This is a genomic window from Maribacter sp. IgM3_T14_3, assembly GCF_049603095.1.
In the GTDB taxonomy this organism is placed as follows: Bacteria; Bacteroidota; Bacteroidia; order Flavobacteriales; family Flavobacteriaceae; genus Maribacter.
This window is the reverse complement of the sequence record NZ_CP187138.1, coordinates 4,528,578-4,544,338: the sequence shown is the minus strand read 5'-3', so window position 1 is coordinate 4,544,338 and position 15,761 is coordinate 4,528,578. Positions and strand designations below refer to the sequence as shown.

The 15,761-nt window shown below is 35.6% G+C and carries 10 protein-coding genes; 3 read left to right on the top strand and 7 right to left on the bottom strand.

Features of this window, described 5'->3' with window-relative positions:
- Nucleotides 1-216: 216 nt before the first annotated feature.
- Nucleotides 217-1,233 (top strand): hypothetical protein, encoded by a 1,017-nt coding sequence (locus ACPF9A_RS20030; protein ID WP_423999814.1) that lies wholly within the window; start codon nucleotides 217-219, stop codon nucleotides 1,231-1,233.
- Between the two features lie 322 nt (nucleotides 1,234-1,555).
- Here the strand turns inward: ACPF9A_RS20030 and ACPF9A_RS20025 are convergent, their stop codons facing one another.
- The 5 genes from ACPF9A_RS20025 to ACPF9A_RS20005 form a co-directional block, all read right to left on the bottom strand.
- Nucleotides 1,556-2,803, bottom strand: a complete 1,248-nt coding sequence (locus ACPF9A_RS20025; protein ID WP_423999812.1) for a glycosyltransferase — start codon at nucleotides 2,801-2,803, stop codon at nucleotides 1,556-1,558.
- A gap of 773 nt (nucleotides 2,804-3,576) precedes the next feature.
- Nucleotides 3,577-5,787: a hypothetical protein gene (locus ACPF9A_RS20020; RefSeq protein ID WP_423999810.1), complete on the bottom strand. Its 2,211-nt coding sequence runs from the start codon at nucleotides 5,785-5,787 to the stop codon at nucleotides 3,577-3,579.
- A gap of 164 nt (nucleotides 5,788-5,951) precedes the next feature.
- Nucleotides 5,952-7,463 (bottom strand): DEAD/DEAH box helicase, encoded by a 1,512-nt coding sequence (locus ACPF9A_RS20015; protein ID WP_423999808.1) that lies wholly within the window; start codon nucleotides 7,461-7,463, stop codon nucleotides 5,952-5,954.
- A gap of 99 nt (nucleotides 7,464-7,562) precedes the next feature.
- The gene (locus tag ACPF9A_RS20010) at nucleotides 7,563-8,492 is read right to left on the bottom strand and encodes a 2-hydroxyacid dehydrogenase (RefSeq protein ID WP_423999806.1); all 930 of its coding nucleotides are present in this window, start codon (nucleotides 8,490-8,492) and stop codon (nucleotides 7,563-7,565) included.
- Between the two features lie 3 nt (nucleotides 8,493-8,495).
- Nucleotides 8,496-9,005, bottom strand: coding sequence for a DUF6155 family protein (locus tag ACPF9A_RS20005; RefSeq protein WP_423999804.1), 510 nt, complete (start codon nucleotides 9,003-9,005; stop codon nucleotides 8,496-8,498).
- A gap of 173 nt (nucleotides 9,006-9,178) precedes the next feature.
- Here ACPF9A_RS20005 and ACPF9A_RS20000 point away from each other — a divergent pair, with 173 nt between their 5' ends.
- Both ACPF9A_RS20000 and ACPF9A_RS19995 read left to right on the top strand, forming a co-directional pair.
- Entirely contained in the window at nucleotides 9,179-10,042 is an 864-nt protein-coding gene (locus ACPF9A_RS20000) for a sigma-70 family RNA polymerase sigma factor (RefSeq protein ID WP_027066973.1), read from the top strand.
- Between the two features lie 748 nt (nucleotides 10,043-10,790).
- Entirely contained in the window at nucleotides 10,791-12,083 is a 1,293-nt protein-coding gene (locus ACPF9A_RS19995; RefSeq protein WP_423999802.1) for a hypothetical protein, read from the top strand.
- On the opposite strand, the gene ACPF9A_RS19990 is transcribed toward ACPF9A_RS19995, so the two are convergent.
- Together ACPF9A_RS19990 and ACPF9A_RS19985 are read right to left on the bottom strand one after the other, a co-directional pair.
- Complete coding sequence (locus tag ACPF9A_RS19990) at nucleotides 12,073-13,380, bottom strand: YaiO family outer membrane beta-barrel protein (RefSeq protein ID WP_423999800.1); 1,308 nt, start codon at nucleotides 13,378-13,380, stop codon at nucleotides 12,073-12,075. The genes ACPF9A_RS19995 and ACPF9A_RS19990 overlap by 11 nt on opposite strands.
- Nucleotides 13,380-15,761: a sulfatase-like hydrolase/transferase gene (locus tag ACPF9A_RS19985; RefSeq protein WP_423999798.1), complete on the bottom strand. Its 2,382-nt coding sequence runs from the start codon at nucleotides 15,759-15,761 to the stop codon at nucleotides 13,380-13,382. The genes ACPF9A_RS19990 and ACPF9A_RS19985 overlap by 1 nt, the downstream gene beginning before the upstream one ends.

The following is a 15,761-nucleotide window of genomic DNA, read 5'->3' as shown; positions in this document are numbered from 1 at the left end:
TTTCGCTAATAACTTGTTCACAACTCTTTATGTAAGTACTTGCGTACAACTATTGAAATATAGAACTTAGCTAGCACTCCCCGAAACGTAACAATAATAATAAAGCTAAAAAGAATTGAAACTCTTCTTAGCCCCACGTTGTCATTAATAGCTTAAAAAATCTTTTTGACCATATTGAATAGAGAGCGGAACTTTAACTATATATCAAAATTAAGTATGGAATTTGGAGATGACTACATTAGCTATGATGAATACTTAACTTCTTGCAAGGAAACCAAGGAGGCTCTAAAATTACCGAAAAAGGAATTTTGTGATTTTGAATTTTCTCCATATAAAAATAATTTTTTACAAATATTTACTTTTTATGAAGAAGCGCTGCAATCATTAGTTGAGTTTGGTATATCTCCGGCTTATCTATACTTAAGCCCGTACTTTAGTATTAATGCTAGGGCTAGAATCCATGAGAATAAATACATTGTAAATGTCAATATCGGAATTTTAAAATGGATTGTTGAAGAATTTTATTTAAATGAAAAACTTAAAAACAATTCACAATTTGTAAAATTAAAATCGTTGTCAATAAATCGATTATTTGGATCTGCAGCGGCAATGTTCACAATTTACCATGAAATAGGGCACTTAGTACAAAATTCAAAATTTCTGGAATCTAACTTGGAGGAGATTCCAAAAAAAGTGAAGCAGTTTGCTATTGAAAGACATATTTTGGAAATTGATGCAGATTTATTTTCCAGCCTTTGCATTTCAGAACATTTGTTGTACTATGCACATACTATTTATGGCAAGGAAGTCTCGACTAAAAAATTAGAGTTAATGATAGTTCTCTTCACTATTCCCTTCATTATCTATTTATTGTCATTCGAAGGAAACAAGCAAGATATTTATTTTGAGGAAAAAACACATCCCCACCCTGCGATACGATTACTCGCAATGATAACTTCAATAGTAACCCAATGTAATTTATTCCTGATTTCCCACAATAGGACTCCATTAAATCAAAAAGGTTGTTTTGTGCAGTCTGTTTTAGAAGCTGAGAAATTACAAGATGTTTTTTTTGAAGATAATCGTGTCACGTGGTTTAAATTAAGGACCAATTTTTATCAAACAAAAATACAACAATATTTAGTTAAAATTTTAGAATTAAAAATAGGAAATGCCTCTATGGCCGTCCCCAAATGGCATACAATGCATAATTCAATAAACAATAAGAAATGACGAATCTTTACCTATACGAAGCTATCAAAAGTAACGACAAAGTCCATTAGAATTTTTGCGTTTTGGTTAACTCTAAAAGAAACACGTAAAAACTTTGCGCAGAGGCTCTTCACTCAAATAAACTGTTTGAAGGAGTTTACTCGAAGGTGGAAAATTAGAAAAGTTAGCTACAAACTGAAGCAGTATGTGCTTACTCAAACGTTTCGCTACTAATGACAACAATGGCTAAAGACAATACTGGGATTGTTGCTTGATAGAAGGTTCGGGCGTGACGAGCAACACCGCACTGTCCATAGGTGTTATGATAACGAAACCCTTTAGCTTACCCCCTATTCTTCTCCTCAATCCATTTCCCCATAAACTTAGTAGCGGTCATAGTTTGGTGTTGTAATAAAGCACCTGTGAAGTTTTGTGTTCTATGAGTTGTAATTGATTGTTGCAGATTTGCTATCTTTTCTAGAAACACACGTTCTAAACTTGTTTTAACGTACAGCGTATTGATCAAGGTTTTCCCCTGGTCTTGCGATTGTTGCCAAGTGTCTTTTAAGGTATATAAACGAACCGCTGCAGCAACAAAAGTGGTATGGTCATTTTCTATATAACCGTTCCAGTCCAAAATACCATGCATGCCTTCTGCACCAATAGTTGTGGTAACACTAGGTGTACCATTTTGCATTGCAGAAATCAATTTCCCTTTAATGCCGGCACCAAAACGTATCGGAGCCAAACATACTTTAGCGGTACTCATAACGTCATCTACATTTTCTGCTCTGCCGTGTACTAGAAACCCTGCTGCATGGTTATTCATTTCTAATATCTGCTGTGGCAAGTAAGCACCATACACATGTAATTTGGCATTAGGCAATTGTTTGTGGAGTAATGGCCAAATGTCGGTTTTCAAGCATTTTATCGCATCTATATTAGGAGCATGTTTTCCACCACCTATGAAGATGAAATCTTTTCGTTCTTCAAAAGTTTTCCAATTGGTTTCATTTCGAATCTCATCGACCATAAACGGAAGTAACAACAATAGACTTTTGTCTATTTTGATAACACCGGTCAATAATTCCAATTCGTAACTAGATATTATTAAAGAAAGATCGCAACGATACATACTCGCGATTTCTCGTTTGGTTTTATCATCTGCCAACCAAGCATCTGTAGTAAATAGTATATCTTTTTTAAAGCACTGTTCACGCACATGACGCAGGCTGTGTAAATCTTCGGTATCTAAAATCCGTAATGCATTTGGGCAGTTTTCAGCCACACGCCACCCAAACTGTTCTTCGGTTAAAAAACGATCGAACAACACCACATCAGGTTTCAACTCTGCAACAAAAACATCAAACGAACCATCGTTCATTTTAATATCCGCAGTTTGATATCCTAAAGAAACTACATCTGCCGAAAAATCTGATTTAGAAGCCGCCGAAGCAATGGTTATCGAATAGCCTTTCTTTTTGAATACTTCTAGCAATTGCAACATACGAACTCCCGCAGCCGTAGAAGCAGGTTCTGGCCATACTAGAGCGATAACGAGAAGGGTTTGGGTGTTATTTTTTAAGTACAAAGTCCGAAGTATTAAGTACAAAGTACGGGAAATGGTTTTTGGTTGGCAAGTTTACAGTATCAGTAGGCAGTTTCAGTTAGCCGAGTTCAGTTTTAATTTGTCTTTGCGAGAAGCTTTTCGCGACGTGGCAATCCGTTGAATCATTGTACTTCAAATTAATTTCGGTTAACATGTCAGTCTGAACGCAGTCGAAGACCCTTGTGTGCAAAAATCTTTTTGCGTGTTCCATTGCCTTCGACTGCGCTCAGGATGACATTTCGTTTACAAGAATGTCACTTAAAGTTGCTTTTTAGTTGTAACATAGCGAAAACCAAAAAGTTGCATCGAAAACTTTTAGTACACAAAATGGTTCTCTATACCCTCCTACTCGGCGGGCAAGTTAATTTCTCGTATCTAGAAATTCACTCGAACTGACAAAGGGTTGTGTAGAATGTTCGCGTGTTCCAAACATACAGATAGCCGCGCCCTGCTCGCTATGACGAAAGTAAGGTCACTGAGCGTAGCCGAAGTGAGCGTATTTCAAAGAAACAGATAGCCGCGCTTCGATCGCTATGACGAATTCAAAACGTCTTTGCGAGGAGCTTTTCGCGAGGTGGCAATCTGTTCGTCGTTTGTTAGGAAGTAGTTTTCAGTGATCAGTTTCAGTAAGGCAGTTTCAGTATTCAGTTACATTGTCAGTCTGAGCGCAGTCGAAGACCCTTGCTAGTGATAAGAATCATTTGGTGTTCCAAACAAACAGATAGCCACGCTCTGCTCGCTATGACGAACAACAACTAACTACCAGAAACCCCAATTTCATCTACTACCACTACCCCATAATCCGTTTGGTCAAAAATGAATTTAATACTGCTTATTGCCGCTACATTGAACTCAGCGTTTTTCTTACTAAATAGTTCTAGTGGAAAATGGTAGGTCTGTAATTGTACTTCCCAATCTGCACCGATCATTTGTTTGTCTAAAAATGCGAATTTGGTAAATCTTGTTTTCAAAGGTTTCGTAATCCCTTTTATCTCACTTACTTTTAAATCACTTATTTGTCCCGCAGCATCGGTTAGCTGAATCGTGAAGTCTATTTGTGGGACTTCCCGTTTCTCTTTATCTTTCTTTGCTTCCTTCTGAGCTTCTGTTAAATTGATATCTAACCATTCATGATTTCCTGCCCCGAGGGTGAATTGTAAACTAGATGTTGCTGAAAACGGAATGGAATCATTCGCAGAAAGTAGTATTTCATAAACTCCCTTATCCGAAGAACTAACCTTATTTTCATAATCCCATCCTAAAATAACAGCATTATTCTCTTGGCTACCATCATCTCGTGTTGGCAAGTATTGCTCTTTCCATAACCCTAGATTAGATACATTGATTCTTGTACTATCTTTTGCTGTTGTAATATCTAAATCCTCCTCAAAATCAGCAATAGTATGAAAATTAGATGACTCAAAAGAAGTCAGATATTGTTCTACAGGCAACCATTTTTTGGCTACAGAAACGTTCTTAAAAATAGAGCGATATTCTTGATTATTTTTCAAAGTAGCTTCGGCAAATGCGCTGATAAATACCTTAGCAGCTTCTTGTTGTTGCTCTTCTTTCAATAGAGGAAACAGATTCAACAACCACTTGGTCGGTGCTCCAAAATCTGAATTACCCCAAGTGGAATTAAACTGTCCGTGATTGGCATGGTGAATATATACTCCCGATTTAAAACGAGAAACACTATCTGTATACTGCAAACGACGGTAGGGTCGCATACCCCAAAAACTCACTTCATCGGCATCGTAAGAACCTTGTATGCTCAAAAAATTGATGTTGTTCAGTATAATCTTGCGGTCATACCTATAATCTGTCGGTGCTAGCGCGACGACACCTTTAATGTTAAAATTGAAATCGAATTTCTGATTCGCCTGATCAGGAAAATAGGGCAACGGATTGTAAGCTGCAGCTATAGAAACCGCCTCGCCACCACGAGAATGCCCAACGAGCATAATATTATCCATATCGACCTTATGTGCTAGGTCATGACCATTTTCAGCATTCCAGCTTCGCCATTGTTCTAAATGTTTTAGAAGAAGCCAAGCACGAGCGGGCATTTCTTTACCCATAAAATCGCCGGACCAATGTCCGTTCAGAAAATTTTCATCGACCGAAACAGTTATGATTCCCCTACTTGCCAAAAGCTCGCCCAAATAACCGTAACCGTCATCTGAGTAATCGATCATACTATGGTTACCGTGAACAATGAGCGTTAATGGAAATGGACCATTGCCATCTGGCATGTACACCCTACCATTTAGCGGAAATTTTTCAGCACCAAAGCCCCAATACTGTTCGCGCCATTTTTTCTTTTTGTCTTTCCAATCAGGAATTAACCAGGTACCATCTACTGAATTAGTGGAGTAGGTTACTCCCTTTGAGAACTCCTCTCGTTGCTCATCGGTTCCACTACCATAAGTAAATGTTTTGACCGCATAATTACCAACAGCAGCAGGGTTCTCTAATGGTAACGATGAAGGTAAAAAGTTTTCATTTTCAGAGAAAGCCAAAGGCACTTCTTTATCATAAGGGTCAGTACCTGTATCAGCTAAAACGAATAAGATATAACCGATACCGATAAGCATTATGATTAGAAAGGCACTAGAAGAGAAATTTCTTTTTAATTGAAATCTATAAATAGCGATACACAATACTATACCGACTGCAGCAATACTACTATAGAGTACTAAGGGCCACCCGAAACCGACATATTTTAAAATGATAAAAACTACGATACCGCTCAAAATTGCCGTGATCGATTTCAGTGGGATACTCCTGATTCTTTTTCCTAAAAAATTAAATAGGATATAAACACCAAAATTGATGACCACCCCTAAAAGAATAGCAATGAGCATCATTACAAGAGGATGCCAACCGGTTAAAAAGTGATATCCGGCAATTGCATAAAAGACTAGTGTAAGCAGTAAAATGAGAGAGAATAATCGGTTTTTCATTAGAAGGGTAAATTCTGGTGGTTCTAGCACTTGAATTTAAACAACTTATATGAATATAAATAACCCATAGGGTATTTTTGAAAATCAACGAATTATAAGCAACCTAGAATATTGAATTGATAATGAGACAAAACGTAATTGTGAATTTAAAATTTCTTTGAAATTTACATTTTCGCAGCAAACATCTTAGAGATTTGAGAACGCAATTTTCGCTCATAATCTTCTTCTAGCCATTCTTTGTAGTTTTTAGTATTGTTCATGATACAATACGAATATTGGCGTACGCGATATTTGATTTCCTCCTTTAATTTTTTAGCTAGAATACGGGCATCAAAAACATCTTCAGAATTTTCTACACAAATCTTTGCATGCTGCTGAATACTCTTTTCAAGTACCAATTTAGATTTCTCTCCGTTAGCAAAGCTTTTTTTATATTCTGCTTTTATATCAAAATCAATTTCGGTAGAATTTGCAAATTCAGCACGAAGATCTGGTGGCATTTCATAAACGAATTCCCGTTCAATTTCTTCATCGTTCTTAATATTCTCTAAATAAAAATCAGGAAAATGAAAGATTTCTTGCCAATCGATTCCCGCATTCCACATACCGAAACGGGCGACATTGTTCCCCATATCGATAACGTTGAATTCCTCTTTATGAGGTAGGTATCTTGAACCACGACCGATCATTTGAAAATAAAGGGTAAGAGAGCGTGTAGCACGGTTTAATATAATAGTCTCAACACTTGGCTCATCAAAACCAGTTGTCAGTATACTCACTGAAGTAAGAATAGCATCGGGAGTCTCCTTAAACCATTTTAGAATTTCTTTTCGTTCGGTAGCATTATTCTTATTGTCAAGGTGACGAATATTATAACCGGCCTTTTTAAAAATTTCGTAAACGTATTTAGAGGTATTAATTCCGTTATTGAATATTAAGGTTTTTGTGCCTTTACCTATTTCGTTATAAGCAGAGACCAACTTGTTCAACATGCTGTGGTTACCGTACAGCTCATCAGAAGATTTTACGGTATAATCGCCACTAATACCAAGTTTTAAGGTCTGTAGGCTAACATCATAATTATACATATTCGCCTTTGCCAAAAACTTCTTTTGAATCAACGATTCTATTGACTCGCCCACGATCAACTTTTTATAGTTGTCTTTCATGGGAAGCTTTATATTCGAACTCAACGGAGTAGCCGTAACCCCAAGAATAACGGAGTTCTCAAAGAATTTAAATAGTTTACGGAAAGAGTTGTAATGCGCCTCATCGATAATAACTAGACCGATATTATTAATCTCAACTTTCTCTTCTTGAAGACGGTTATTTAGCGTTTCGACCATGGCCACAAAACACATAAACTCATCTTGGTCTTGCCACTCTTTAACTTCGCTGTTGATTATCTTGTTTTTTACCCCAAAGCCCTTCAGCATTTTAGAAGTCTGCTGACTTAATTCGATACGATGGGTTAGTACAATAACCTTTTTATTGGTTTTTGCGATGTAGCGTTTGGCAATTTCAGAGAACACCACCGTTTTACCGCCACCGGTAGGCAATTGGTATAACAAGTTAGAATTATCGCCATTCTCATCTAAATACTTAAAAATGGAATGTAGATCCTCCTCTTGATAATCGTACAGGGTTTTCTCAGTAATCTCGTTATGTAGCTTCAAAAGGTTTGTAGGCGTTTATTTATGTTAACAATGCAAAAACCTTATAAAATTATGTGATTTTTATGGGTCTAGGAAATAAAAAACTTGAAAAAAACAATATTAATAACCCTTGTCAGCATCGACTAAATTTTGCAATTTTTCTCCAGAACCTATCTTGTAGTAGTTTTCTATTAGCTGCGGAATAACAGAATTTGTATCAGAAACACTTGCATAATGGGGTGTCATGTGCACTTTCTTATGATTCCAAAAAGGATGGTTTTTGGGTAATGGTTCCTTATGATATACATCTAAACACGCCCCAGATAAGTGTTCGACATCTAATAACTCGATTAAATCTGCGTCAACTAAATGGCCGCCACGGGCAACATTTATTACAAAGGCATTTTTAGGAAGTTGAGACATCAGTTCTTTGTTTAGTATACCTTCGGTCGATGGCGTTAATGGCAATAAGCAAACCAACACATCGGTAGTTTTTAAGAACTCTTGTTGTTCATCAGCCCCGGAAAAGGTTGTTACTCCCTCGATATTTTTTTTACTCCTGCTCCACCCCTGTACTCTGAATCCGAATTTAGTAAGATCGGTAGCAGTTAGTGCCCCCAGTTCTCCCAAACCCAAAATGCCAACGGTAACATCTTTAATACGTAAGTAATCTTTAGGTGCCCAATTATTGGCAATTTGGTCAAGTTTATAGGCATTTAGATTTTTTAAATGTGCTAATACAACTGCAAGCACATGCTCAGACATATCGCTCGCTAAAAAAGGATCTACAATACGTGTAATTGGAATGCTCTTCGGTCGGGTTTCATCTTCAAAAATATAATCTACCCCGGCACCGGCAGAAGCAATACATTTTAAATTAGGGTAATTTGCAAGCGTACCTTTAGGATGCTTCCAGATGACCGCCATGGTAATTTCTTCTTTTGGGTGATCTTCTAGATAGCTATAAACTTTTACAGAGGTATCAGCATTCTGTAAGGCATTTTTCCAAAGGTCTATTCTATCATCTTGTCGTATTACTACTATTGCCATATGCTAATCTATAATATCTAATGCTTTTGAGAATTCATCCTCAAACAGCCACTTCTGGGTTTGTGTTTCTGTATAAATTTTTAAAATACGCTCTCGAAATTCAGGAAAGACTCCCTGTACACTAGTAAACTGAATAACCTCGTTAAATGAATTGAGCATGCTTCTAAAAAAAGAATCCGGCACATTTTTCTCTTTAGAAAAGGTCTGTGCAATTTCTAGATTATAGCACATAACATCAGCAATTAAATGAGGATCTACACCTAGTTTGATAAAATGCTTCAAGAATTTTTGAGCGACCGAACGTCTTGCTTTTGGCCTTCTTCGTTTTAACGGAAAATATTCGTTGGCAATTTTGGCTTTAGCATCTTGCACCAGTTTATCTTCTTTGGGGTTAAATGCAAAATCATAATAGGTTTTTACGGTGGGGAATTTTTCGTATAACTCTACTATTTGCTCTTCTAATGCCTTTTTTGGAAGCTTGGATATATATGTCTTTAAGGCTCTTTTACTCATATTAATTCAGTGTCTGATATCAAAAATAGGTTTTACAAAAATAAAAGCATAAAATGTTTAAATCTTTGTTAAAGCTAATAAATGCTGTAGAAGTATAGTGGTATTCATTAGGATATACGGATAAAAAGCGGTATACTGTAAACTTGTACAACTTCTAAATTCCATACACACATATGAGGCAACTAAAGATTATCAAGCAGGTAACGAATCGTGAGTCGAAATCACTGGATAAATATTTGCAAGATATCAGTAAAATTGATTTGATTACAGCGAATGAAGAGGTAGAATTAGCGCAGAAGATTCGCGAAGGTAGTCAAGCAGCTTTGGAAAAATTAACCACTGCAAACTTAAGATTCGTAGTGTCCGTAGCAAAACAATATCAAAATCAAGGTCTTAAATTACCAGATTTAATTAATGAAGGAAATTTAGGCTTAGTAAAAGCAGCAAAAAGATTTGATGAAACTAGAGGATTTAAGTTTATATCCTATGCCGTATGGTGGATCAGACAATCTATACTACAAGCTTTAGCAGAACAATCAAGAGTTGTTCGTTTACCGTTGAACAAAATTGGTTCAATTAATAAAATCAAAAAGACATTTTCTTACCTAGAGCAGGCACATGAGCGCCCGCCTTCTCCAGAAGAAATTGCAAAAGAATTAGAAATGACGGTTTCTGAAGTGAAGCAGTCACTTAAGAACTCAGGTAGACACGTATCTATGGATGCACCTTTACGTGAAGGTGAAGATTCTAACCTATATGACGTTTTACGTTCAGGGGAGTCTCCAAGACCAGATAACGTTTTATTACAACAGTCTTTGAATACTGAAATTAATAGAGCTTTAGATACATTATCGCCGAGAGAGGCAGATGTTGTTAAGCTTTATTATGGTATCGGTGACCAACAATCAATGACTTTAGCAGAAATCGGACAGACATTTGATTTAACAAGAGAACGTGTTAGACAAATTCGCGAAAAGGCAATACGTAAATTACGTCATGCCTCAAGAAGTAAGTTATTGAAGACCTATTTAGGCTAGACCTTATTATTGTTTTAAAAAAAGAAAGCGCCCGTTTATACGGGCGCTTTCTTTTTATCTAATGTTTGGGAACACTAAGAATAGCTTAATTTATTGATATTAAAGTTCACTAGGATGCTATTAAGATCCTGAATAAAATTTTGATAAGACGAAAAATCTTGATTTTGATGTGCCATGAGTATTTTTTTATTGGTTTTGGTTTGGTTTAGATTTACATATAATCCAACTCCGCTAATTCGTTGATACTAAGAATCTCATTTAAATCTTGAAGAAACACAAGGTATTCTTCTCCGTAGGTGTCATAAAGCATATTGTAGGTTTAAAAGTTAATCTATATTTGGGTATTCATATCTTGAAGTAAATATATACCGATGTTAAGGTCGAGACAACAAATTGTGGTGAACCAATTTAATTATGTTGTAAAACCTATATAAAAGTGTTGTTTAGCCTTCAAAACCTTCAGCACCTATATATTAAAGGGCTTTCAAGCGTGCAGTTTATCCTGTTTTTTGGTGTTTTATCGATGGAGCTGTAAAATTGTATATAAATAATTGGCTATTTTGATACACGTTGCAAAAGAAAAAATTGAAATTACAGTAAATTATAGTTCAGGTTAGGTAAAAAATTGAATTGCTATCAACTTAATTAATAGCATTCTACATTTATTATAAGTACTACAATACCCGACTTTATTTTTCGTTTTTAATATACTGTCAATCAAATATCTTTGATATAAAGTATATAATTCATGAAAAGCCCCCTTATAGCCATTAAATTTTTAAAAAATAGTTTTCTTTTAATTATTCTATTAATAGGATGCTCCTTAAAAGCAAATACAAAAAATCATAAAAACCTTGAGGTAAAAAATGCCATATATACAAAGGTGATATTAAACAGCCATAGTTTTAATACCCATGAGCGAAGTACCTTTACCTTTCTCTCACAAACGGAAGCTGTAGAACGCGGATTAACCGTTATTCATTTTCAGGCAAATAATCAGATAGAATTTAAAACCTTTGATACTTATGGTAGTAAAGAAGATGTAAAAGCTTTTTTAGAAGTACTTACACGAATGAAAGCGTCTAATGCAATCTTTGCAATATTGGCCCATGATTCGGCAGCAGCACAATTAACAGGCTTTGAAAAGCAGTTATACGATTTGGGCTTTATACAATTAAGTAGCTTAAAAGGGCGTCAAGCTTATGTGATGCATAATTTTAACGACGCGATTATAGAACAGGTTGATGATAACTCCATCACCCAAACCTTAACTTTAAATACGCCCATTACTACAAATGAAATTTATTTTCCTAAAGAGGTGTATGAATTTGAGCCTAACGTAGACCGCTATATTGCCCATGCAGGTGGAGAAATCAACGGGGTAAAATCTACCAACTCTAGGCATGCATTAGATGAAAATTATAAGAAAGGCTTCCGTAATTTTGAATTGGACATTATAGAAACATCTGACGGAAAATTAGTTGCAGCACATGATTGGGAAATGTGGGCTCGTTTTACAGATTATACGGGAAGCTTACCTCCTACCCATTCTCAATTCATGAAACAGAAAATTTATGGTGATTATTCTACACTAGATATGGATGGCATTAATACTTGGTTCAAGAATCATCCAGATGCTACCTTAATTACAGATAAAGTTAATGATCCAATTGCCTTCGCCGACGCCTTTGTAGATAAAGACCGTCTTATAATGGAACTATTTAGTGTTATGGCAGTAGAAAAGGCATCTGAGCATGGTATACATGCCATGATTTCTCAAGAACCATTATTATCTATTAAAGGTGATAAAGTCAATTTCTTAAAAGTGAATAATGTAAAACATGTGGCACTATCAAGAAGGATTATTGCAAGTCAGAAGAAATTGATGTTGCAATTAAAAGAAGCAGGTATCAAGGTGTACGTATATAATGTAAACTTTGATGCTGGTAAAGATGAACAATATGTTTACGATAATGAGTTGGGGTTAGTCTACGGGTTGTATGCCGATAAGTGGATATCTGCTATGAAGTCTAAAAATTAAACTCATACGTTAATCCTGCAGAGATAGAGTAAAAATAACTTCCGGGGTCAAAAGATTGCTCTTGGCGCAGCACTCCCACATTTGTTCTGTAGGCACTTAAATTATTTTTACTTGTAAATTGGTACTCTACACTTAAACGTTGCGATTCAATATACAACAGTGTTTCTGCCAACAATTGATCTCCCGAGGTAAATTGTCGCAGCTCCGGTGAAAATCCGTAACCTACATTAATTCCCATATAATTATCAGCATCCTTTAAATACTTACGTATCAATAAATTTCCAGAAACATTGGTTAAGTTATCGACCGCTGGGGTAATAAATGATCGTAAAGAGAAGTAGTAATTGCCCTTATAATATCCTATTGAGTTGGTAATGGATTTTATATCTCTAGTTGCAAAATTTATATACCTACCTCCGCCAGAGAATTCTAAACCACTTTTATGGTTGTAATAAATATCGCCACCAACTTTATGATTAGGATACAGATCTGATTCTGAATACCCGTAGTTGACATAAGCATAAAAGCCTTTTGCAATTTTTGGGTACAAATCAATATCTAATTGAATTCCGTTTTTACCTACTCTATTACTATTGTTTATTCTTGGAATAATAGATCCAAAGGGAGTCTGTCTTTTATAAGCAATGCTTGATGTAGTAATGGGATCAAAACGTTGGTCAAAAACAGTTACAGAACTATTTACCATTACAGAGTTCTTTAGCTTCTCTTCTGTAACCGGTGTTTTTCTAACTAGTTCTTCGTTCTTATCATCAATATCTTTTGCTAACGTTGCCTTCTGTTTTTTGGCTGTTACTAGTTTAGTTTTGACAGCACTATTAACATTATACCAACCATCATCAGCATACGAATAACCTTTTACACCTTCGGTAGCTAGTGCTTGAAGTCTTATTAATTCAGAATCATTTTCAATATACACCTGTGCCTTATTGGAAAGACCCAATGCCGAAGCATAGTTTTTTGCATACAGTTCATTTTTAATAGCTGAGATCCATACCTCTTTATCATTTTTGGTATTAGAGAGAATGGAATTAAACGATGAACGCGCTAAATCATAATCGCCGCGCCAACTTAACGTACTCGCCCATAATAAAGAAGTATCTACATCTGTAGCAGACTTATTAATTAATACATATAGCATATTATGTGCAGTATTCGTTTTGCCTTCATAAGCCAATGCATATGCCGTATCAAAATTATCAGCGGTATCTTGACCAGTACCACGATAGATACCGGCTAATAGAACCAAAAGAATGATATGTAAGTACTTATTACTCATTATTTAATTGACGCTACAGAATTTGCGGTCTCTTTCTTTTCTGGCATATGTATTTTGATACCTGCATTTCTTGCAATGGTACGAGCCCTTGAGATTTTGTCTGCGATTTCATTGGCACTAGAACTATTTTCTTGAACCTTGTCTATTAATTCTAAACCTTCTCTCAATTTATCTGACCAATAATAAACATCGAATAACGCAGCATAAGAATCTATGTAATTCGGATTAATAGAAATACATTCTCGTAATATCTCTGCAGCCTTATTATGGTTTCCTTTCCATGAATAAACCCTACCCATTAATATTTTGGTATCTATATGACTAGGTGCTCCAGAAAGGTTATATCGACATAACAATAACGCTTTGTCCCATTTTTTATTCCATGCTAAATCTCTGGCAACAAAATATCCCTTATCTGAATCTTTACCATCGTAAACACTATTCAACCAAACCGTTTCACTATCGGTAAACTTTTCTTTCTGAATGGTGAAAATTGCCAAGCTATCAGGTATAATCTTGTTCTCTGTTGTAACGTAATGGTTTACAGATTTAAATCGTTCTAAAGTAGATTCTATAGCACCACCGCCAAAAGCAGAACTGATATCCATATTTTCATCTAGTTGCATGATATCACCATCGGTATACAGTGTCTCGCCACTTATATATTCTTTCAACTCATTCTTATTCCGCATTAATGGAATATTCTTTGTGGATCTAAAAGCAGTTTGCATATCAATGGCACCACCCATCCAAGCTACTTTTTTAGGCATTTTCAATTCATAAGAACCATTTAATAACGCCAAAATAGTGGGAGTAACATCAAAATGAGAAGATACAGAACTCATTTTTCGTGTAGATTTCAGCATTGGACTGTACATAATTAACGGCACATGAAAACGGCTGATATTATTACGCTGTGGAATTGGAATTAATCTATGGTCGCCAGTGATAATGAAAATTGTATTCTCATAATTCGGTTGCGTTTTATACGATTCCATAAACCACTTTATAGAGCTGTCGGTGTATAAAAGTGTCGCAAAGACATTATCGTTTTTTTCAATGACTTTTTCAACCCTAGAATCGAATCCTCCTTTTGAAAGTATGTTTTCAACTTTAGCTTCATATACATCTTGACTAGGCGGAATAAAAGGTTCGTGTGTACTAATAGTCATGTACACTTCTAACCTAGGTTGGTTTTCTCCTCTTTCTAAACTGATACTTTTTTTGAATAATTCTAAATCTGGAAAACCCCACGAAGAACCTGCAGCATCTTCAGCCTGTTGTTGGTACTTATTTCCGAATCCTGATTTATCCAATACAAAATCAACATTCTCACTTTTAAGAAATCTATCAACCTTATCAAAAGAGCTATTGGTACCTTGATAAAATGACGTATGATAACCGTTATTTTTAAGTACACTGAACAGCGTCAATTTGTTCGGGTACTCCTCTAGTTCCATGAATCCACTTTTACCAAAAGGCAATGATCCTAATAATGAAGGTAGTACACCGAATGTTCTACCCGTATTGCTCAAAAAATTCTCCCAGTATAAAGATTTAGTGGTCAAAGAATCTAAATATGGAGTGAATCCGCCATATTCGGCACCTTCACCAACAAAATCCCTACCCAGACCTTCAACCATCATAAAAACGATATTAGGTTTCTCCTCTTTTAATTCGAAGTATTCACCAAGAACATTTTCGATATTTGAACTTTCTACCAATGGATATTCTTCTGTTGAAGTATACGAGTTGTCTTCGGTAGAAGAATTATAAAGGTTAACAGCCAGGTATTGTACTTTGTTTTGATTAATGGGTTTACCATCGGTAAATAAAGAGGCAACGAACAAACTAAACAATACAATGGTAAAAGGGTACATTTTACTAATTCTGTGATAGAATTTAGAGGTGACCCGGTACAGTCCTAAAAATAGACCAATTAATATTGCGGAAGCAATTAGCAAATACAAGGAAATTATGTATCCACCAGAGTTTGCAATGGTTATTTTGATATCTGCGTAGCTATACCCTAAAATATCTGAACCTAAAGGAACCAGAGTAGTACAATAGTATGCCGTAAGCATCGCTTCAATAATTAAAATTACACTGAGTAAAGCAAATACAAGATTGAAACCATATTTAGAGCGTAGATTTTCCCAAAAGTTAAACGGAAAAACCATGACAATGCCTATAAGTGCAGTAAAGCCAATTTGGTGAACAATCGCTTTTAATAAGCTAACAGAAAAAATAGCATCTAAAACACCTTTAAAGTATAGCATACCATATTGAAAAAGCGTCAACACGAGCAAACATCCGAAAAAGGATATCATAAGCCGCGTATACTGCTTTAAGGAATATCTATCTATTTGACTTGTGTTCAT

Bases quoted from the DNA above. Each gene is read 5' to 3' on its own strand.
- ACPF9A_RS20010 (WP_423999806.1), bottom strand. From the start codon at position 8,492: ATGGCAATAGTAGTAATACGACAAGATGATAGAATAGACCTTTGGAAA.
- ACPF9A_RS19990 (WP_423999800.1), bottom strand. From the start codon at position 13,380: ATGAGTAATAAGTACTTACATATCATTCTTTTGGTTCTATTAGCCGGT.
- ACPF9A_RS20000 (WP_027066973.1), top strand. From the start codon at position 9,179: ATGAGGCAACTAAAGATTATCAAGCAGGTAACGAATCGTGAGTCGAAA.
- ACPF9A_RS19995 (WP_423999802.1), top strand. From the start codon at position 10,791: ATGAAAAGCCCCCTTATAGCCATTAAATTTTTAAAAAATAGTTTTCTT.
- ACPF9A_RS20005 (WP_423999804.1), bottom strand. From the start codon at position 9,005: ATGAGTAAAAGAGCCTTAAAGACATATATATCCAAGCTTCCAAAAAAG.
- ACPF9A_RS19985 (WP_423999798.1), bottom strand. From the start codon at position 15,761: ATGAACACAAGTCAAATAGATAGATATTCCTTAAAGCAGTATACGCGG.
- ACPF9A_RS20030 (WP_423999814.1), top strand. From the start codon at position 217: ATGGAATTTGGAGATGACTACATTAGCTATGATGAATACTTAACTTCT.
- ACPF9A_RS20020 (WP_423999810.1), bottom strand. From the start codon at position 5,787: ATGAAAAACCGATTATTCTCTCTCATTTTACTGCTTACACTAGTCTTT.